Genomic DNA, 19821 nt, shown 5'->3' on the forward strand with positions numbered 1-19821 from the left:
AAGCCATGTGATCCGGACGGTACGCACGCTACGAGGCATAGTTTTGCTTGTCAAATGACAGCTGTCTTTCGACAGGAGAGTTAGGGTGGAGCGGTGGAAGAGAACGAGACCTCGCGGCTTTTCGAACTGGCCGACCTGATCCTGGCGGTGGGTCGGCACATCGAGGCGTCCAAGGAGGCCGCGGCCGAGTCCGGGACACCCCTGGAAGGAGCGGTGATGCGTTACATCGACCGCCATCCGGGCACGACGGCCGGCGCGGCGGCCGAGGCCACTCAGCTGATCTCCAGCAACTTCAGCAGGGCGGTGCGCGGGCTGGAGAAGAAGGGCCTGGTGCGGCGCGAGGCCGACCGGCACGACGCCCGCCGGGTGCGTCTCTACCCCACCGAGAAGGCGGAGGAGAACCTGCGGCGGCTGCGGGAGGCGTGGTCCGGCCTGCTCGAGGGTACCGTCACCGATTTCCACGAGATCGACACCGTGATCTCGACCCTCCGGCACATCGAGACCCGGCTCGTCGCACAGTCCGTCAGCGGCACCCGCGACGCGGCAGCCCGGTAGCCGGAGCGGTCGGGGAAGCCGCGGCAGGATCCGTCTCACCGGGGTTCACGGCATTGCCGCGCGCCCTCCTTCGGCGTCCTGGTCCGCGTGGGGGCCGCAGGCGTCCGGATCTTCCCGGTGTGCTCGTGCTGCGCCTGGCGTGAGGGCCGTCCGGCGCGGTCACCGTCCGGCCGCTGTCCGCGGTCCGCCGTACCGCAGGCAGGCCCCCCGCAGGCCCGGCGGCATCTCACCGAACCCCGGCGGCGAAGTGCATCACTGTGCCGGCCCCCCATGACCGGTCTCGCCGGCAGCCGCTGTACCGGTGTTCCCCACAGCCGTTCTCCCGTCCGCACCCGGTGGCGGTGCCGTGCTCGCGCGCGTCACCAGGCGGGTCGGCACGAGGGTCGTCCCGGGTCCGGCGCCGGCGTGGCGCATCTTGTGCAGCACGGCCTGGACGCACAGCCGTCCGACCTCGCCGAAGTCCTGGTGGACGGTGCTGAGCGGGGGCAGGAAGGACGCCGACTCGGGGATGTCGTCGAAACCGATCACGCTGACCTCCTCGGGAACGCGCCGTCCGCGTTCGTGGAGGGCGCGCAGCAGGCCGAGGGCCATCTGGTCGTTGGCGGCGAAGACCGCCGTGCAGTCCTCGCGCGCGGCCAGTTCGAGGCCGGCGCGGTAGCCGGACTCGGCGGACCAGTCGCCGCGGACCAGCGGCGGCGGTGTGCGGCCGGCCTCCTCCAGGGCGACGCGCCAGGCGTCGGCACGGCGCTGCGCGGCGAAGGAGCCCTCCGGGCCACCCAGGTGCCACACGGTGTCGTGGCCGAGACCGAGCAGGTGCCGCACGGCGGCGCGGCTGCCGCCCGCCTGGTCGGTGTCGACGACCGTGTAGCGGTCCCCGGCGTCGGAGTCGACGACCACGACCTGGACGTGCGGCGGCAGCGTGACGGTCGCGGCGTCCAGCAGGTGGACCTCCATGATGACGATCACCGCGTCGACGGCCAGTTCCTGCAACCGGGAGAACGCCCCCTGCACCTCGTCCTGGGTGGGCAGGGCGACCGGCAGCAGGGTCACCGCGTAGCCCTCCTGCGCCGCGGAGGTGGCGATGGCCTCCAGGGTGCGTACGTTGCCGGTGGTGGCGAGGGAGAAGGTGATGACGCCGATGGTGCGGAACTCGCCGCGTTTGAGGGCGCGGGCCGCGCTGTTGGGCCGGTAGCCGAGTTCTTCCATGGCGGCCGTCACCTGCCGGCGTGTCTTCTCGTTGACGCCGGGGTAACCGTTGGAGACCCGGGAGACGGTCTGTGACGAGACTCCCGCCAGGCGGGCCACGTCGGCCATGGAGGCCGTGCCGCGGCCGCTTCCCGGGGGCCGGCCGCGTGTGCGCTTCGGGGCCTCGCCGGGCGCGCCGCTCCGCACGTCCGGGGTGCCGCCCGGCCCGCCCTCCGCCGCCGTCTCAGGCACGTCCACTCGCCGTTCCCCGCCCTCTTCGCTGCCCTGGCCGCCGTCCCCGCGCGGGCTCTTGACCGCCCTCATCGAGGCAGTGTAGACATTCCGCCACCCGATGTTTACGTAAACATCGCCAGCTCCCCGGCCTCTCCGGAGTGAGCGGTGTCCACGCGAGGTCCGCGTGAACCTCCGGGACGGCGCGGCCCCGGCCCAGGCCCTGGCGGCGTCACCGAGTCACCACCCGCACGAGCGAGGAACGACATGACGACGCTGCAGCCGCAGGTGGCCCCCGAGCCACGGCCGGCGCCACAGGCGCCACCCGCCACGGGACGGGAACGCCGCTCCTGGACGGGGTGGGGTTTCATCGGCCCGTTCGTGGCCGTGTTCGCCCTGGTCTTCCTGGCGCCGATCGCGTACTCGGTCCACCTGAGCCTCTTCCGTGACCGGCTCATCGGCGGGACCACCTTCGTGGGCCTGGACAACTACCGGCAGGCGCTGGGGGACGCGGACTTCTGGGCCGCGTTCGGCCGGGTCTCGCTCTTCCTGTGCGTCCAGGTGCCGATCATGCTGGGCATCGCCCTGCTGGTCGCCCTCGCCCTGGACAGCGGACGCCTCTACGGCGCGGACTTCTTCCGCATCTCCGTCTTCCTGCCCTACGCGGTGCCCGCCGTCGTCGCCACCCTGATGTGGGGCTTCATGTACGGCACCCGCTTCGGTCTCCTCGGTGACCTCGACCAGGCGTTCGGCCTGTCACTGCCCGACCCGCTCTCCCCGGACCTGGTCCTTGCCTCCATAGGCAACATCGTCACCTGGGAGTTCGTCGGCTACAACATGCTGATCTTCTACTCGGCGCTGCGCGTGATCCCGCACTCCCTGTACGAGGCGGCGCAGATCGACGGCGCCGGGCAGTTCCGGGTCATCACCGCGATCAAACTGCCGGCGATCCGCGGGGCCCTGGTGATCGCGACGATCTTCTCCGTCATCGGCAGCTTCCAGCTGTTCAACGAGCCCAGCGTCCTGCAGAAGCTGGCCCCCAACGCCATCACCACGGACTACACGCCCAACTTCTACACGTACTCGCTGTCCTTCTCCGGCCAGCAGCACAACTACTCCGCGACGGTCGCCATCGTCATGGGACTGATCACCATGGTCATCGCCTATGCCGTCCAGCTGCGCGGTATGCGCAAGGGAGCGTGAGGCAGCGATGACCGGTACCGTCCCCGACGCCGCCGCCCGGCCCGCGCCCTTGGCGCCGGCCCCGTCCCGCACCGCGCCCCGGCTGCGCGCACCCCGGCGCGGCGCCTCTCCCGCCCGGCCCCGGCGCAGCGTCCCGCTGACCCTGCTCACCGGCCTGGTGCTGCTCTACAGTCTGCTGCCCCTCGTCTGGCTGCTCATCAGCGCCACCAAGACCCAGAAGGGACTGGCCCGTTCCTTCGGCCTGTGGTTCGACAGCGACTTCGCCCTGTGGGACAACATCACGCAGACGTTCACCTACCACGACGGGATCTTCACCCGCTGGCTGCTGAACACCGTGCTCTACGTCGTGGTGGGTGCCGGCGGCGCCACCTTCCTGGCCACGCTGGGCGGTTACGCGCTGGCCAAGTTCGACTTCCCCGGCCGGCGCGCCGTGTTCGCCGTCGTGATCGGCGCCGTCGCCGTCCCGGGAACCGCGCTGGCGGTGCCGACCTTCCTGATGTTCAGCAACATCGGCCTCACCGACACTCCGTGGGCGGTGATCCTCCCCTCGCTGATCTCCCCGTTCGGCCTGTACCTCATGTGGGTGTTCGCCTCGGAGGCGATCCCGGCCGAACTGCTGGAGGCCGCCCGCATGGACGGGGCGGGCGAGATGCGCACCTTCTTCCAGGTCGCCCTGCCCCTGCTCGCGCCGGGCATCGTGACCGTCTCCCTCTTCACCATGGTCGCGACCTGGAACAACTACTTCCTGCCGCTGATCATGATCAAGAACCCGGACTGGTATCCGCTCACCCTGGGCCTGTACAGCTGGAACGCCCAGGCCGCGACCGCCGGCGGCCAGCCCGTGTTCCATCTGGTGATCACCGGATCCCTTCTCACCGTCGTACCGCTGATCGCCGCGTTCCTGCTGCTCCAGAAGCACTGGCAGTCCGGACTCGCCGCGGGCAGCGTCAAGGAATAGCACCGCCCCTCTTCCGTCCCCGCCCACCAAGAAGTGGAAGCGCACACCCATGCACAAGCACTCCCGCCGCCTGCTGCGCGGCATCGGCCTCGTCTGCGCCCTCGCCCTGGGGGCCACCGCGTGCGGCGGATCGGACTCCTCGGAGCCGGACGCGAAGACCGTCTCCGAGGCGGACATCGGCGCCGCGCTGAAGAAGGGCGGCACCATCACCGTCTGGGCCTGGGAACCCACGCTCAAGCAGGTGGCCGCCGACTTCGAGAAGGAGCACCCCGGGGTCAAGGTGAACCTCGTCAACGCGGGCACCGGCAACGACCAGTACAAGGCGCTGCAGAACGCCATCTCCGCCAAGAAGGGCGTACCCGACGTCGCCCAGGTCGAGTACTACGCCATGGGCCAGTACACGCTGACCAAGCAGCTCACCGACCTCACGGGCTTCGGTGCCCGCAAGCTGGCCGCCCAGTACTCACCGGGCCCGTGGAACGGCGTCAAGGCCGGCGACGGGATCTACGGGCTGCCGATGGACTCGGGCCCCATGGCCCTGTTCTACAACAAGAAGGTCTTCGACAAGTACCACCTCACGGTGCCCACGACCTGGGACGAGTACGTGGACGCGGCCCGCGCCCTGCACAAGGCGGACCCCAAGGCGTACATCACCAACGACGCCGGCGACGCCGGGTTCACGACCAGCATGCTGTGGCAGGCCGGTTCGCGCCCCTACAAGGTCGACGGCACCAAGGTGAAAATCGACTTCTCCGACCCGGGCGCGAAGAAGTACACCGCCACCTGGCAGAAACTGCTCGACGAGAAGCTGGTCGCCCCCGTGACCAGCTGGTCCGACGACTGGTACAAGGGCCTCGGTGACGGCACCATCGCCACGCTGGCCATCGGCGCCTGGATGCCGGCCAACCTCGCCTCCGGGGTGAAGGACGCCGCCGGCGACTGGCGCGTCGCACCGCTTCCGCAGTGGCGGGCAGGAGCCCACGACAGCTCCGAGAACGGGGGCAGCGCCCTCACCCTGCCCGAACTCGGCAAGAACGAGGCCCTGGCCTACGCCTTCGTCAGGTACGCCGACTCAGGCAAGGGGGTGGACACCCGCGTCAAGGGCGGCGCCTTCCCGGCGACGACCGCGCAGCTGTCGTCCAAGACGTTCCAGGACGTGCGGTTCCCGTACTTCGGCGGGCAGCAGGCCAACAAGATCTTCGCCGACTCGGCCGCGCACGTCTCCGGCACCTGGTCCTACCTGCCCTACCAGGTGTACGCCAACTCGGTCTTCAACGACACCGCCGGCAAGGCCTACGTCTCGCACACCAAGCTGGCCGACGCCCTCAAGGCCTGGCAGGACGCCTCCGTCAAGTACGGCGAGGAGCAGGGCTTCACCGTCGAGAAGTAGCGCACCGGGGCGGCGCGGCCACTTTGCGCCGCCCCGGTGTCCCACCCCGGAAGGACCACCATGATCTCCACCCTCCTGTCCCGCCGCGGCGGGGCGGACGGTGCCCCCGCCCCCCGGCTGGTCTACGGCGCCGACTACAACCCCGAGCAGTGGCCCCGCTCCGTGTGGGAGGAGGACGTCCGGCTGATGCGCGAGGCCGGCGTGAACCTCGTCTCGCTGGCCATCTTCTCCTGGGCCCGCATCCAGCCGGCCGAGGACGTCTGGGACTTCACCTGGCTCGACGACGTCATGGACCTCCTGCACGCGGGCGGCATCGGCGTCGACCTGGCCACGGCCACCGCGTCCCCGCCGCCGTGGCTGACCGCCGCCCACCCGGAGATCCTGCCGGTCACCGCCCGCGGCGAGACGCTGTGGCCGGGAGCCCGCCAGCACTGGCGCCCCACCTCGCCGGTCTTCCGCGAGCACGCCCTGCGCCTGGTACGGCAGATGGCCACCCGCTACGCCGGTCACCCGGCGCTGGTCGCCTGGCACGTCAACAACGAGCTGGGCTGCCACAACGTCCACGACTACTCCGACGACGCCGCCCGCGCCTTCCGTGACTGGCTGCGCGACCGGTACACCACGCTGGAGGTGCTCAACGACGCCTGGGGAACGGCCTTCTGGTCCCAGCGCTACAGCGACTGGGAGCAGATCCTGCCGCCCCGCCTGGCCGCCTCCCACCCCAACCCGACCCAGCAGCTGGACTTCAAGCGCTTCTCCTCGGACGCGCTGAAGGACCACCTGCGCGCCGAACGCGAGATCCTCCGGGAGATCACCCCCGGCGTCCCGGTCACCACCAACTTCATGGTGATGGGCGGCACCAAGGGCATGAACTACCCGGACTGGGCCGAGGAGATCGACTTCGTCTCCAACGACCACTACGTCCGGCCGGGCCCGCAGGACCGCGACGAGCTGTCCTTCTCCGCCAATCTCACCAGCGGCATCGCCGGCGGACAGCCCTGGTTCCTGATGGAGCACTCCACCAGCGCCGTGAACTGGCAGCCCGTCAACCTCGCCAAGCGGCCCGGCGACCTCGTCCGGGACGCGGTGCTGCATGTCGCGCACGGCGCCGACGCGGTCTGCTTCTTCCAGTGGCGCCAGTCCGCGGCCGGCGCGGAGAAGTACCACTCCGCGATGGTTCCGCACGCCGGGCCGGACAGCGAATTGTTCCGCACGGTGGCCGGACTCGGCGCGACCCTGAAGGCGTTGTCACCCGTGGCGGGCAGCGAACGCGAACCCGCCCCGGTCGGCATCCTCTACGACTGGGACTCGTGGTGGGCCAGCGAGCAGGACTCCCACCCCACCACCTTGCTCGACTACCGCCAGGAGGCCCTCGACTGGTACTCGGCGCTCCTCGCCCTCGGCATCCGCGCCGACCTCGTCACCACCCGCGGCGACCTGCACCGCCACCAGGTGCTGATCGCGCCCGTCCTGCACGTCGTCCCCGCCGACCTGGCCAAGACGCTCACCGCGTTCGTCGAACAGGGCGGCCACCTCGTCACCACCTACTTCTCCGGGATCGTCGACGAGAACGACCACGTGTGGCTCGGCGGCTACCCGGGCGCCCTGCGCGACCTGCTCGGCATCCGCGTCGAGGAGTTCGGGCCGCTGCTCGCGGGGGAGAGCGTCGAACTGGACGACGCGACGACCGGCAGCCTGTGGACCGACCGTGTCGCCGTCACCGAGCCCGGGACCGAGATCCTGGCGCGCTACCGCACCGGCGTGCACGCGGGCCGCCCCGCCGTCACCCGGCGCCCGGTGGGGAGCGGTTCGGCCGCCTACGTCTCCACCCGGCTGGGCGTCGAAGGGGTCACCTCGCTCCTGCCGCGGCTGCTGGCGCCGGCCGGCGTGGCCGCCGAACTGCCCGAGGAAGCCCGCGGAAGGGTCGAGACGACGGTGCGCCGCGACGCCGCCAACCGCTATCTGTTCCTGGTCAACCGCGGCGAGCAGCCGGTGCCGGTACGCGGTCTGACCGGGGACGTCCTGGTCGGCGCCGCGGACGCCGACGGCGTCCTCACCCTCGGGCCGCGGGGCGTCGCCGTGCTGCGGCAGCCTCTGGCCTGAGAGCGGCGGTCGCCGCACGGGGGAGCGGCCGCGGTGACCGCCTTGACCGCCCCGACCGCGCCCTGGCCACCGCGGCCGGCACCCCGGCGGCGACCGCCTGACGGGGGCGGCCGGCCTTCGTCACCGGCCGGCCGGGCCCGTCGTCGGGGCGGTCAGCGCTTGAAGTCCATCTCCTCGACACGTGTCTGCACCGTCCGGCCGCTCTCCCACGCGTTGGCGCCCGGCGCCACGTCCGGCACGGGGATGTCCGCCCGGTTCTGCCGCTTGCGGGACGTCGAGACGCCGAGCCTGTCGTCCCGGGCCCGGATCATCTCGTCCGAGGCCTGCCCGTCCCCGGTGAAGCCCATCATCAGCTGCGGGATGCCGTAGGGGAAGTCGTCGCGGTCGTACTGCCACGTGTGGAACGTCTTCCCGTAGGTGGTCACCAGGTCCTCGAAATAGGCGTGTTCGGCCAGGTCGGGGATGCCGGGGGCGGTGAGCGTGCCGGACTTGACCTCGTAGTGGTGGCTGTGCCACAGCCGCTTCTCGTCCTCGGGCAGGCCGCGGAAGCGCTCCTCGCTGATGATGTACTCGATGCCGATCAGACGGGCGCCGGGCGCGTTGCGGTCGAAGATCACGCACTGGTGCAGGTCGTGCTGGAGGTGGATGCAGAAGTGCGTGGCCTCCACCTGCCGGCCCATGTCGTCGGCGTACATGTGGAAACCGTTGAGATACGTGCTCATCGCGTCGAGCGGGTACTTCGGCTGCATCGCACCGGCCGCCAGGTCGAGCGCGCGGTGCTTGAGCGGGTGCCCCTTGCCGACCTTGCTGATCGTGGCCGCCTTGCGGCCGAGCAGGAGACCGGCCGCGGCCGTCAGCCCTGCCGCGACACCGATCCCGATGGACGCGGCCGGGCCCCGGCCGGACCCGCGCGAGCGGTGTGTGCGCTGTGTGAATGCCATGGTCCGCGAGTGCCCTGTGCCCGGCGGCCGTAACGGACCGCCCGGCACCGCCGTCCACGCCCGCGCCGTGGCCCCGGCGGCAGGGATCACGCCGGCACCGGGACCGGCGACGCGGTCCGGTCCAGGGGGCGCGGACCGGAGGCGGACCGTCCGGGCGGAGCACCGGGGCAGGCTGCGTCAGGGGGTGCGGAACCCCCGGAAGGTGACCTGTGCCCGGGTCTTGAAGCCGAGGCGCTCGTACAGGGCGATCGCGGTGGTGTTCGTCTCGGCGACATGGAGGAAGGGACGTTCGCCGCGTGCCACGATGCGGGCGGCGAGCGCACCGACCAGGCGGGCCGCGTGGCCCCGGCCCCGTGCTTCGGGTGCGGTGCACACCGCGCTGATCTCGGTCCACCCCGGGGGCCGCAGCCGCTCCCCGGCCATCGCCACCAGGGCGCCGCCGGTCCGGACACCGAGGTAGGTGCCGAGTTCGCGGGTGCGCGGCCGGAAGGGGCCGGGCGCGGTGCGCGCGACGAGATCGAGCATCTCGGGCACGCTCTCCGCGCCCAGTTCGACCACGCCCGTGCCGGACCCGGACCCGGACCCGGACCCGGGCAGGTCCGGGCGGGCGCCGCCGGGCCAGATCAGCTGACGGCCGGCGAGGCTGAAGACCGGCTCCCAGTCCGGCGGCGGGTCGGCCGGGCAGCTGAACATGTCGGCGAAGGCGCCGGGACCGAGCAACCGGGCCAGGCCGGCCCAGTCCTCCGGGCCCGGACGGGCGGACACGGAGCAGAAGGTCGCCACTTCGGGGTCGTAGGCGAGGGCCCGGCCGATCCCGCGGGCGAGGTGCGCGTGCCGGCCGCCGAGCGAGCGGCCTACCGGGTCGTCGAGCGCCGGGTCGTCGTCATTGATCACTGGGGCGTTCCTTTCCAGGTGGGTGGGTGCGGTGGCCGCGCGGTCGGGGCCGGCAGCAGGCCCGCGCGGAACACGGCGGTCTCGGGATCGAGGACGGTGCTCACCGGACCGGCCCGCCCGGGGGTGCCACCCGGCAGGGTGGGGCCGCCTCAGCCGGCGGCGGCCGTGCGCGGCGCGCCGCGGAAGACCTGGGCGGTGTGCCAGGAGCGGTGGAGGTCCGCGACGGGCCGGATTCCGGGTTGCGGGCCGGTCAGCGGGCGGCCCGCAAGGGCCGTGACGTGGGCGCGGGCTGCCGCGCTGCGGCCCACGAAGTGCCGGGAGACCAGGACGCGGTGGCCGTCGCCCATGCCGAGGACACCCTTGTCGAACAGCTTGTGGTGCAGCGAGCACAGGCACAGGGCGTTGTCGACGGAGTCCGGGCCGCCGAACGCCCACCAGCGCACGTGGGCCGCCTCCAGGCCGACGGGAGCGTGGTCGATCATGCCGTCGTAGCCGCAGAAGGCGCACTGGTACTCGTAGGCGGTCAGCACCAGCTCCCGCATGCGCCGGTCCCGTCGCCGCCCTCCGGGCGCGGCCGCCCCGGCCGCCGGTTCCGCTTCCGGTTCCGGGTCCAGGCCCACCGCGTCGCACAGGTCCTGGTGCAGCGACGGAGGGAAGTGCCGCTCCAGCAGCGTCCTTGCCATACGGCCCAGCAGCGACGGGTCGCGACGGAGCGCCCTCCGCAGGTCCGGGGCCAGCCGCCCGGTGGCGCCGGACGCCCGCAGCTCCCGTATTCCGGTTCCGGGGCTGCCGGGCCCGCGGTCGGTCCGTACCTCCCACACGCCGTCGTTGACGAGGTGGTGGAAGGGGTAGGCGGGCGTGGTCGGGCGCGCGGGGCCGTACTCGGCCAGCAGCCGCTTCAGGTCACCTTCCACCGCGCTGTACGGCAACGCGTCCTCGGCGTCCGCCTGGAAGCGGCCCAGCGCGTACAGCAGCAGCAGCGGTTTGTGCGGCGCCCGGATCCCGTCCCGGCTCCACTGCTTCAGCTTCGCGGCGCGCTCCAGCCAGTCCATGGGCGCTGATCCTAGTGACGCCCGCCCCGACGCCTCGCCGAGGTGGTCCCGCACCGGTGGTGCGCGGCCTCGCGGGCCCGGGTCCCGGCGGAGGCGAACGGGCCCGGTTCCTTTGCCGGTCGGTTCTGCCGAATCCCTTGACCGGCCCCCGTCCCCGAGTATGGTCTAGACCAAGTTTCGTAGGTCTAGACCTACATCAAGGGCCTCGCAGGCGTCGGTTCCGATTCATCGAGGGAAGTGATGTGACATGGACACGAAAAGGAAGGTGGCTGTCGCGATCGGGGCGCTGGTGGCCCCGGTGCTCGCCGTGAGCCTCCCGGCGGCCACGGCCGGCGCGCACGGCTGGGTCACGCTGCCCACCAGCCGGCAGGAGCAGTGCGCCGAAGGCGTCGTCGACTGCGGCCAGATCAAGTACGAGCCGCAGAGCGTCGAGGGCCCCAAGGGCCTGCAGAGCTGCAGCGGCGGTCACGCGGAGTACGCCGAACTGGACGACGACAGCAAGGGCTGGAAGGTCACCCCGGTCGGCACCACGGCGACGTTCACCTGGCACAACACGGCACGGCACTCCACCGCCAACTGGCAGTACTTCATCCGCGGGCAGAAGATCGCCGAGTTCGACGGCCACAGCCAGCAGCCCGCCGCCGACGTCAGCCAGCAGGTGAACTTCGGCGGCTTCACCGGCCGCCAGAAGGTGCTGGCCGTCTGGAACATCGCCGACACCGCCAACGCCTTCTACTCCTGCGTCGACGTCAACATCGGCGGCACCGGCGGCGGTGACGGGGGCGGTGGCGGCGGCAACGGCGGCGGTGACACCTGCACCGCGCCGGTCTGGGACCCCGCGCACGTCTACAACGGCGGCGACACCGTCTCCTACGGCGGCCACACCTGGCGCGCCAAGTGGTGGGTGACGGGCGACAAGCCCGGCACCACCGGCCAGTGGGGCGTCTGGGAGGACCTGGGGGCCTGCCCGGCCGGCTGATCCCCGGTTGCGGTGCCCCGGCTCCGGAACCTCGGACCCCCGACGGGGGCGGCGCGGTCGCGCCGCCCCGTCGGCGTCGCCGCGGCCGGTCCTCAGTCCCCCTCGCCGCGCCGCAGGTGCAGGGAGCGCAGGGCGGCCTCCAGGGCGAAGCGGTGGTCCGGGTCGGCGAGGCGGTCGCCGAGACGGGCGTCCAGGTTGCGCAGGCGGTAGCGGACGGTCTGGGCGTGCACGCCCAGCATCTCGCCGACCTGTTCGGCGGGCGCCCGGGTGGAGATGTGCACGCGCAGGGTCTCCACGAGCCGGTCGCGGCGGCTGGAGGGCAGGTCGTCGAGCGGGGCCAGTTCCCTGGCCGCCAGATGGGACACGAGCGACGGGTCGGACAGCAGCCACAGCGTCACCAGGTGGTCCTCGCAGCGGACCAGCGGCGCGTCGGCCACGACGCCCTCGTCGATGAGCTGGAGCACGCGGCGCGCCCAGCGGATGGAGTCGGCGGCCTGGGTGAGCGGCACGGTCAGGCCCGCCACGGCGTGCGCGCCGGCCAGGGCGGTGTCGAGCATGGCCTGCCGCTGGGGGGTCAGGGCGCCCGGGACGAGCAGGTGCGGCTGGGGGATCTCCAGGTCGGCCAGGACGTCTCCGGCCAGGCCCGCCTCCAGGTGGTCGGGGACGGGGGAGCGCAGCGCGACGAGGGTGACGTCGGCGGGCAGCGGCCAGGCGGCGGCCTCGCACAGCCCGGACACGGTCGACTGGGGCAGCGGCGGAGCGGCCAGGATCAGGTGCAGCAGTTGTCTTCGCAGGGCCGGCACCTCGGAGGAGGCCCGGGACTGCACCTCGACGTAGCCCTCGCGGGAGAGCGCCTCCAGTTCCTCGACGTAGGCGAACAGGGCGTCGGCGAAGGCGAGGATGACGGTGGGGGAGAGGTTGTACTGGCGGCCCACGGCCTTGGCGCGGCGCAGCGCGATCCGGGCGCCGAGCCGGTAGGCCCCCTGGAGGGTGTCGAGTTCGCGGCCCTCGTAGGCCTCGACGCGGCCGAACTTGCGGAGCAGTTCGTCGCGGAGCGCCGAGTTCTTGCCGGGTTCGGCCACGCGGTCCACGAACGCGCACAGCGCCTGTTCGACGCCCTGGCGGATGGCGTCCGCGTTCGGTCCGTTGAGCAGGCGGCCGTAGACGGGGTAGGCGCGGGTGACCTCGATGCGTATCTCCTTCATGAGCCCGGGTAACTCCGGTCGCATGAAGGCCGCGAACTCCTTGGGCAGGGGGTCGAGCGGCTCTCCGACCTCCGGTGTCCGTACGGTTGAAGGCATGAGTTGGTCGTCCCTTGCTCTTCCGACGCGCCCGGTGGGGGGACCGGCCGGACGCCGCCCGCCGCCGTGGTGGCGGGCGGCGGGCGACAGAGGACCGGTCGTCAGGTGCAGACCTGTGTGAAAGGTGAAGCTAAATCAACTTCCTTGATCCGTACACAGGTTGTGCACACTTTGGTGCCGTGGGGCGGGCGCGGCCGACCGGGACGGCCGATAATCGCCGCCGTACGGCCATTACTTGACGGCGGAGTTCCAGTTCCGCGCGAGGACCTTGCCCGCGTCGGGGACGACGGTGCCGGGCGCGTTCAGACCCGCCAGGGAGGTCTGGGTGTCGTTGAGGGTGATGCTGTTCTTCCCGGCGGCGGAGGGCAGACCCGTCTTGAGGTTGACCGCCGCGTCAATCAGGCCGAACAGCCCCAGACCGCAGCCGCTGGCGCCGGGCACCGCGAAGGTGCTGTCGTTCTGGGTGGCGCCGGTGAGGTTGATCCGGCTCATGTCGCCGTCGTCGGCGAGGGTGCCGTCGCCCTTGAAGAACGTCATGCCGAACTCGGGGTAGTTGAGGTTCTTCGGGCGCAGCACGATCGGGCTCGACTTGGTGCCGATGTAGCAGTTGCTGCCCAGGAACGGGTTCTGCAGGTGGATGCGGACGGGGATGGCGACGATCTGCTCGCCGGTGACGATGCCCGCCGTCTGGTTGAAGTCGGTGGGCGCGCCCACCGACTCCACGGTCGCCGTGATCTTGTTGAGGCTGCTGTTGGTGATCTGCTCGCAGATGGCCGTGATCGCGGGCACGTTGCTCGGGCACATCAGGCCGAGCAGGCCGCCCGGGACGGTGGCGGAGTCGGCGATGATCGCCCCCGCGGACGGGGCCACGACCGTGCTGGTGCCGTCGGAGTTCTGCACGACGCCCATCTGGAGGTCGGTGCGGCCCGTCGTCACGGTGGTGTTGCCCAGCTTGATGGAGCCGCCGGCCGAGGTGGAGACCACGCACTGCGGCGTCTGGGCCAGGCCGTCGGCGGCCAGCATCGCGGGGGCGCTCACCGGACAGCGGGTGAAGGGCGCCCACTCGCCGTTGAGCTGGGCGGTGGCGGCGGTCGCCGTGCCCATGGCCGCGAGGGAGCCGAGGGCGGTGCCGAGCACGGTGACGGTGGTGGCGGCGATTCTGGTGCGGCGGGAGAACCGGTTCATGGGTGACCTTCCGGGAGGGTGACGGGAGTCGAGGGGGTCAGCGCTGGGGCACGGGGATTTTCAGAGGTTGCAGGTCCTTGGTGCACTCGCTGTCGTAGTTGGGCGCTGCCTGGCCGCACGCTTGGCCCTGGACCTGCTTGACGTAGTTGTCCGGTCCGGAGACCGACGCCGTCAGCAAAGGGTCGAGATCCTCACCGTTCGTGCCGCAACCGGTGAAGGCGGGGATGGTGGCCGTTCCGGTGAGCACGCCTCCGGAGGACAGCTGGTAACCGGTGGCCGGCATGCCGCCGACGTACTCACCGCGGCCCTTCACCACCAGATGGTCTCCGGGATGTTTCCCGGGCTCCGGATCGGTCGAGCTCAGCGACGTCTTGGTACGGCAGGAGGGCCCCACGTCCAGAGGAGTGCCGTTGACGGTCAGGGACGTGACATGGAGCACCACCGGTACGCGGATGTAGGTGTCCAAGGACCCTGAAAAGGTCGATGTGTCCAGGGCGCCGAGAGAGTCGATGGTCAGGGGCCCCGTCTCCTCCAGCACCATGGTGGCCGTCGCGGGGACGAAGCCGAAGGTCAGGAAGGTGGCTCTGAACGGCCCCGTCTGCGCCTTCTGCCGGTAGTAGAACTGGCCTTCGGAGTGCTGCGTGATGATGGCCGGGCCGTTGCCGTCCGGTGGGAACTGGAAGTCCGGCTGACCCTGCTCGATCAGCACGCACGAGGGCGGTAGCAGTGTCGCCGCCTTCTGCTTCCGCACGTTCGAGTAGCCGGTGACGTACGCGTTCAGCGACGTGCTCGTCGCCGGATGGTGCTCGTCGTAGCGGCACGGTGGCGCGTCGCGGCGGTCGGTGGCGTTGCCGGGCGTGGTACCGGCGATCTTCGGAGCCCGTTCGCTCTGCGGGTCCCCGGGGTGCGGTTGCGGCTGCTGTCCGGACGCCGAGGACGACGCCGACGGGGTGCCCGAGTCCGTTCCGCTCGGTGAGGCCGACGGGGAGCCCCCCGGCCCGGAGGCGCCGGACCCGACCGCGACGGTGGCCAGCAGCCCGTGGCCGGGAGCGTTCTTGTCCAGGGTGCACCGGACGGTTGCCGGGGTGTTGCCCGCGGTCGTGTCCGTGGAGGGGGCCGCGGAGCTGCCGGACGCGGTGACCGCGAGGTCGACGGCCAGGTCACCGGCCGAGAGCGTCAGGTCGCCCGTGCGCTGCGCGGTCACCGACGGGACGTCGCCGGTCGCGGTCAGCGTGAGCGGACCGGATTCCCGGACGGTGACGGGCTGTGCCGTGCCGCGCCAGGTCGCCGCGGCCGTGGCCTTGTTCTGGGCGACCGCGACGGCCAGGCGCGTGGCGGCGTTCACCGCGCCGCCCTTCGGCAGGTCCAGGGCGGCCACCGCGGCGGCCGGCAGTTCCACCGTGGTGGTGACCTCCGTGGGCCGGATCGCCTCACGGGGTTCCACCCGGTCCGGGAGGGTCGCCGAGACGTGGACCGTCGCCTGCTGCTGCCCCGAGGGAAACGTGCACACATAGGGGAGCGCGGTGTCGACCTGCTGGGGGCCCGCGGTGGCGACGGCGACCGGGACCATGGCGGCCACCACGATCAGCGCGGCGGTCGACGCGCTCCGGGCGCGGATTCGGGGGGTCATCCGGCGGTCTGCCTGACGGCCTGTCATCTGTGTCTGCCTCACGGGTGGGAGCCGGCGGGCGCCGGGACGGTGCCGGTACGGGTCGCCTGGACGGTGCGGTCGCCCCCGCGGGCGGGTGACCCGCCGGGGAACCTCTTCACGACTGGGTGACGCTCCTTCTGCCGGGCGGAGCCGGCCGGGGACCCGCCGTGGCGGTACGCCCCGGACCGGCGGCAACCGCCCGGCCGGGGGTGACCCGGTCAGGCGGTTGCGAGCGGGCGGGCAGGACTCACGGGTTGGAGCCCTTGATCGTCGGGATCGTGCTGGTGCCGGACACCTTGACGGCGTAGTTGCCCTTGAAGGTGGGCTTGGTGGAGGTCGTGACGACCGTGCCGCAGTTGGTGGCCGAGGTGACGGTCAGTTCACCGGAGACGCTGTTGACGGCCAGGATGCCGGTGGAGTTGGTGTAGGTGCCCGACGCCTTGCCGGTCACGGTGAAGACGCAGGCGCCGGCGCTCACCTTGGCGCTGATGCCGTCGACGTAGCCGGTGGTGACGCCGGTCGAGGCGTTGTAGTCCTTCGCCATGATCTTCCACGGCGTGGTGGCCACGGTCGTGACGTTGCCCAGGAGGCTGGTGCACGGCGTGGTGGCGGTGCCGAAGTTGATGGCACTGATGGTGGCGACCTGCGACGGGTTGCCGGTGTTGCTCGCCATGGTGCCCGACGCGCCCGATGTCGTACACGTCATCGGGATGTTGGCGGTCAGCATGATGTTGCCGCTGTTGGTCGCCGTGTAGTTGGCCGGCGTCGGGTTCACGGTCCAGACCGTGGAGGCGTTCGCGGAGGCGGGGGCGACGGCGATGCCGAACGCTGCCGCGCCCGCGCCCGCCACGACGGCGATCCTTCTGATGGACTTCTTCATGGCTCTGGGACTCTCCTTGGGGATTGACCGGCAGAGGCGGACCGCCACGGAACGGATGGAGCGGGAGCCGTGCGGTCCAGGGGATCGGAATCCTCGATCGCGAGCACCGACGTTACTTGCGGGAAACTTGGCCGAACAATGCCGCCGACCATGATTCTTTGAAAAGGGCAAGTATCTGTCGACCCGGTGAGCAGTCGGCGCACCCGCTTAGTCATCCACTGCTAAGGGGTGCGCGCCCCGGATTTTTTCCGGTGCGGTGTGCGAGAAGTCCGGAATGCGTCGCCACCGCTGCTTTCCGGGGCGCCCGACACGCAGCCGGGTGACAAAGGGGAGGCTCTTTTTTGTGGCCCGTCTGACAGGCTGTGAATGGCCGAAGAGAATGTCGTCGAAAACTGCGGACCTGCTCTTGCCCGCCGAGGTTACCCGGCCGTAACGTGCCGGGTACGGCGCTGATCTCCAGGTCGGCGGCCCCCCGCCGGCCGGAGGCACGACGGGCGGTTTCCGGCCTTTGCCCTCCTTCGGGGCCGGTCGTCCGCAGGCAGGGCCCGCGGATCCACTCCCCCCGGAGGCGCGCGGCCCTGTCCTGTCTCCCGGAGACAAGTGCCGGACCGCTTTTTGTCTGCCCGGTGACAAAGAAGGAATGCGCACCAGGAACCCGGTACCTGCCTATTGTCAGTGAGCCGCGCACCGACTTAACGTGCGCTCCTCGGTGCACACCTGACCCACGCTTGTCGGAGGTGATATGGGAATCGAAGTGGTGGTCGAGGGCCTGACCAAGTCCTTCGGCAGGCAGAGCATCTGGCAGGATGTGACCCTCACCCTTCCGGCCGGTGAAGTCAGTGTGATGCTCGGCCCGTCCGGGACCGGCAAGACCGTGTTCCTCAAGTCGCTCATCGGGCTCCTCAAACCGGAGCGCGGCCGTGTCCTCATCAACGGGGTGGACATGGTGAACGGACCGGAACGCGACATCTACGAGACCCGGAAGCTCTTCGGGCTCATGTTCCAGGACGGCGCCCTCTTCGGCTCCATGTCGCTCTTCGACAACATCGCCTTCCCGCTGCGCGAGCACACCCGCAAGAAGGAGTCCGAGATCCGCCGCATCGTCATGGAGCGGATCGAGGTCGTCGGCCTGCTGGGCGCGGAGGGCAAACTGCCCGGCGAGATCAGCGGCGGCATGCGCAAACGGGCCGGCCTGGCCCGCGCCCTCGTGCTCGACCCGCAGATCATCCTGTGCGACGAGCCGGACTCCGGGCTCGACCCGGTCCGCACCGCCTACATCTCCCAGCTGCTGATCGACCTGAACGCGCAGATCGACGCGACGATGCTGATCGTCACCCACAACCTCGACATCGCCGCCACCGTCCCCGACAACATCGGCATGCTCTTCCGCCGCGAACTGGTCACCTTCGGGCCCCGCGAGGTGCTGCTCACCAGCGACGAACCGGTCGTCGCCCAGTTCCTCGCCGCCCGGCGCGAGGGACCCATCGGCATGTCCGAGGAGAAGGACGCCGCCACCCTCGCCGCCGAGGCCGTACCCCTGCCGTCCGGACCCCGCGAGATCGTGCCGCAGCTGGAGCCGTCACCCGGTCTCCCGCCGCGCCGCGCCGTGGAGCGGCGCCGCGAGCGGGTCATGGGCATGCTCGACCGGCTGCCGCCCGCCGCCCGCACGGCCGTCGAGCGCGCCCACGCCCCCTCCGCCGCACCCACGCTGACGCTGCCCACGCACGGGAGCGGCCAGTGATCACCGGAGCGCTGCGGCAGACCGGCCGGCTCTTCGCACTCGCCGCGGAGGTCGGCCGGGCCATCTTCAGACGGCCCTTCCAGTTCCGCGAGTTCATCGAGCAGTTCTGGTTCCTGGCCAGCGTGACCATCCTGCCCGCCGCGCTCGTCTCCATCCCCTTCGGCGCCGTGATCGCCCTCCAGGTCGGCTCGCTCACCCAGCAGCTCGGCGCCCAGTCCTTCACCGGCGGGGCCAGCGTCCTCGCCGTCGTCCAGCAGGCCAGCCCGCTCATCGTCGCCCTGCTCATCTCCGGCGCCGGCGGCTCCGCGATCTGCGCCGACCTCGGCTCGCGCACCATCCGCGAGGAACTGGACGCCATGGAGGTCATGGGCGTCTCCCCGGTGCAGCGCCTGGTCGTCCCGCGCGTCCTGGCCGCCATGGGCGTGGCCGTCCTGCTCAACGGACTGGTCTCCGTGGTCGGCGTCCTCGGCGGCTACTTCTTCAACGTCTACCTCCAGGACGGCACCCCCGGCGCCTACCTGTCCAGCTTCTCCTCCCTCGCCCAGCTCCCCGACCTGTACGTCAGCGAACTCAAGGCGCTCGTCTTCGGGTTCATCGCGGGCATCGTCGCCGCCTACCGCGGACTCAACCCGCGCGGCGGCCCCAAGGGCGTGGGCGACGCGGTCAACCAGTCCGTCGTCATCACCTTCCTCCTGCTCTTCTTCGTCAACATGGTGATGACGGGCGTCTACCTCCAGATCGTCCCGCCGAAGGGAGGCTGAGGCCGTGGCCTCCCCGCTCGTCTGGCTCGACCGCTCCGGCGACCAGCTCCTGTTCTACCTGCGCTCCCTGCTCTGGGTCCCGCGCACCCTGCGCCGCTACCTCAAGGAGGTGCAGCGGCTGCTCGCGGAGGTCGTCTTCGGCACCGGCGGCCTCGGTGTCATCGGCGGCACCATCGGCGTGATGATCGCGATGACCCTGTTCACCGGCACCGTCGTCGGACTCCAGGGGTACGCGGCCCTGGACCAGATCGGCACCGCCGCGTTCACCGGGTTCGTCTCCGCCTACTTCAACACCCGCGAGATCGCCCCGCTGGTCGCCGGACTCGCCCTGTCCGCGACCGTCGGCGCCGGCTTCACCGCCCAGCTCGGCGCCATGCGCATCAACGAGGAGGTCGACGCCCTCGAAGGCATGGGCATCCGCTCCCTGCCCTACCTCGTCACCACCCGCATCATCGCCGGCGTCGTCGCCATCATCCCGCTCTACGCGATCGGGCTGCTCTCCTCCTACCTGGCCTCCCGGTACGTGACCGTCCTGTTCAAGGGCCAGTCCCGCGGCACCTACGACCACTACTTCGGCCTGTTCCTGTCGCCCACGGACGTGCTGCTCTCCGTACTGAAGGTGCTCATCTTCAGCGTCATGGTGATCGTCGCCCACTGCTACTACGGCTACCGGGCCACCGGCGGCCCGGCCGGGGTCGGCGTCGCCGTGGGCCGCTCGGTGCGCAACGCCATCGTGCTGATCGGCCTCACCGACTTCTTCCTCTCGCTCGCCCTGTGGGGCGCCACCACGACCGTGAAGGTGGCGGGGTGA

The 19821-nt window shown here is 71.2% G+C and carries 17 protein-coding genes; 9 read left to right on the forward strand and 8 right to left on the reverse strand.

The window, feature by feature from the left end; all coding sequences use genetic code 11:
• Positions 1–93 precede the first annotated feature (93 nt).
• Positions 94–555 carry a MarR family transcriptional regulator gene (locus tag ABZ719_RS22020; RefSeq protein WP_366726868.1) on the forward strand — a complete coding sequence of 154 codons (462 nt, stop codon included), beginning with the start codon at positions 94–96 and terminating at the stop codon, positions 553–555.
• 252 nt (positions 556–807) lie between these two features.
• On the opposite strand, the gene ABZ719_RS22025 is transcribed toward ABZ719_RS22020, so the two are convergent.
• Positions 808–1869, reverse strand: coding sequence for a LacI family DNA-binding transcriptional regulator (locus tag ABZ719_RS22025; protein ID WP_366726933.1), 1062 nt, complete (start codon positions 1867–1869; stop codon positions 808–810).
• 369 nt (positions 1870–2238) lie between these two features.
• Between ABZ719_RS22025 and ABZ719_RS22030 the strand changes: the two genes are divergently transcribed.
• The 4 genes from ABZ719_RS22030 to ABZ719_RS22045 are packed head-to-tail and all read left to right on the forward strand — an operon-like array spanning position 2239 to position 7625.
• Positions 2239–3174: a sugar ABC transporter permease gene (locus ABZ719_RS22030; RefSeq protein ID WP_366726869.1), complete on the forward strand. Its 936-nt coding sequence runs from the start codon at positions 2239–2241 to the stop codon at positions 3172–3174.
• 7 nt (positions 3175–3181) lie between these two features.
• Complete coding sequence (locus tag ABZ719_RS22035) at positions 3182–4132, forward strand: carbohydrate ABC transporter permease (protein WP_366726870.1); 951 nt, start codon at positions 3182–3184, stop codon at positions 4130–4132.
• A gap of 49 nt (positions 4133–4181) precedes the next feature.
• A complete protein-coding gene (locus tag ABZ719_RS22040; RefSeq protein WP_366726871.1) occupies positions 4182–5522 on the forward strand; it encodes an extracellular solute-binding protein in 1341 nt (446 codons plus the stop codon).
• Between the two features lie 60 nt (positions 5523–5582).
• Positions 5583–7625 carry a beta-galactosidase gene (locus ABZ719_RS22045; RefSeq protein WP_366726872.1) on the forward strand — a complete coding sequence of 681 codons (2043 nt, stop codon included), beginning with the start codon at positions 5583–5585 and terminating at the stop codon, positions 7623–7625.
• 152 nt (positions 7626–7777) lie between these two features.
• Here the strand turns inward: ABZ719_RS22045 and ABZ719_RS22050 are convergent, their stop codons facing one another.
• The 3 genes from ABZ719_RS22050 to ABZ719_RS22060 all read right to left on the reverse strand — a co-directional run bounded on the left by ABZ719_RS22050 (position 7778) and on the right by ABZ719_RS22060 (position 10512).
• Positions 7778–8566 carry an OBAP family protein gene (locus ABZ719_RS22050; protein ID WP_366726873.1) on the reverse strand — a complete coding sequence of 263 codons (789 nt, stop codon included), beginning with the start codon at positions 8564–8566 and terminating at the stop codon, positions 7778–7780.
• 177 nt (positions 8567–8743) lie between these two features.
• Positions 8744–9460 (reverse strand): GNAT family N-acetyltransferase, encoded by a 717-nt coding sequence (locus ABZ719_RS22055; protein WP_366726874.1) that lies wholly within the window; start codon positions 9458–9460, stop codon positions 8744–8746.
• 149 nt (positions 9461–9609) lie between these two features.
• Positions 9610–10512: a phosphorothioated DNA-binding restriction endonuclease gene (locus ABZ719_RS22060; protein ID WP_366726875.1), complete on the reverse strand. Its 903-nt coding sequence runs from the start codon at positions 10510–10512 to the stop codon at positions 9610–9612.
• A 247-nt stretch (positions 10513–10759) separates the two neighbouring features.
• On the opposite strand from ABZ719_RS22060, the gene ABZ719_RS22065 reads away from it, so the two are divergent.
• Complete coding sequence (locus tag ABZ719_RS22065; protein ID WP_366726876.1) at positions 10760–11491, forward strand: lytic polysaccharide monooxygenase; 732 nt, start codon at positions 10760–10762, stop codon at positions 11489–11491.
• A 92-nt stretch (positions 11492–11583) separates the two neighbouring features.
• Here the strand turns inward: ABZ719_RS22065 and ABZ719_RS22070 are convergent, their stop codons facing one another.
• The 4 genes from ABZ719_RS22070 to ABZ719_RS22085 all read right to left on the reverse strand — a co-directional run bounded on the left by ABZ719_RS22070 (position 11584) and on the right by ABZ719_RS22085 (position 16508).
• On the reverse strand, positions 11584–12792 hold the full coding sequence (locus ABZ719_RS22070) for a helix-turn-helix domain-containing protein (protein WP_366726877.1): 1209 nt from the start codon (positions 12790–12792) through the stop codon (positions 11584–11586).
• A 231-nt stretch (positions 12793–13023) separates the two neighbouring features.
• On the reverse strand, positions 13024–13977 hold the full coding sequence (locus ABZ719_RS22075; protein ID WP_366726878.1) for a hypothetical protein: 954 nt from the start codon (positions 13975–13977) through the stop codon (positions 13024–13026).
• Between the two features lie 37 nt (positions 13978–14014).
• Positions 14015–15607, reverse strand: a complete 1593-nt coding sequence (locus ABZ719_RS22080; protein ID WP_366726879.1) for a DUF6801 domain-containing protein — start codon at positions 15605–15607, stop codon at positions 14015–14017.
• Positions 15608–15875: 268 nt separating this feature from the next.
• Complete coding sequence (locus ABZ719_RS22085; protein ID WP_366726880.1) at positions 15876–16508, reverse strand: hypothetical protein; 633 nt, start codon at positions 16506–16508, stop codon at positions 15876–15878.
• 742 nt (positions 16509–17250) lie between these two features.
• On the opposite strand from ABZ719_RS22085, the gene ABZ719_RS22090 reads away from it, so the two are divergent.
• From ABZ719_RS22090 to ABZ719_RS22100, 3 genes are read left to right on the forward strand one after another with little or no spacing between them, the layout of a single operon-like run.
• Positions 17251–18249, forward strand: a complete 999-nt coding sequence (locus ABZ719_RS22090; protein ID WP_366726881.1) for an ATP-binding cassette domain-containing protein — start codon at positions 17251–17253, stop codon at positions 18247–18249.
• Positions 18246–19010, forward strand: coding sequence for an ABC transporter permease (locus ABZ719_RS22095; protein WP_366726882.1), 765 nt, complete (start codon positions 18246–18248; stop codon positions 19008–19010). The genes ABZ719_RS22090 and ABZ719_RS22095 overlap by 4 nt, the downstream gene beginning before the upstream one ends.
• Before the next feature lie 4 nt (positions 19011–19014).
• On the forward strand, positions 19015–19821 hold the full coding sequence (locus tag ABZ719_RS22100) for an ABC transporter permease (RefSeq protein WP_037856002.1): 807 nt from the start codon (positions 19015–19017) through the stop codon (positions 19819–19821).

Source organism: Streptomyces sp. NPDC006743 (assembly GCF_040703815.1).
Lineage (GTDB): Bacteria > Actinomycetota > Actinomycetes > Streptomycetales > Streptomycetaceae > Streptomyces.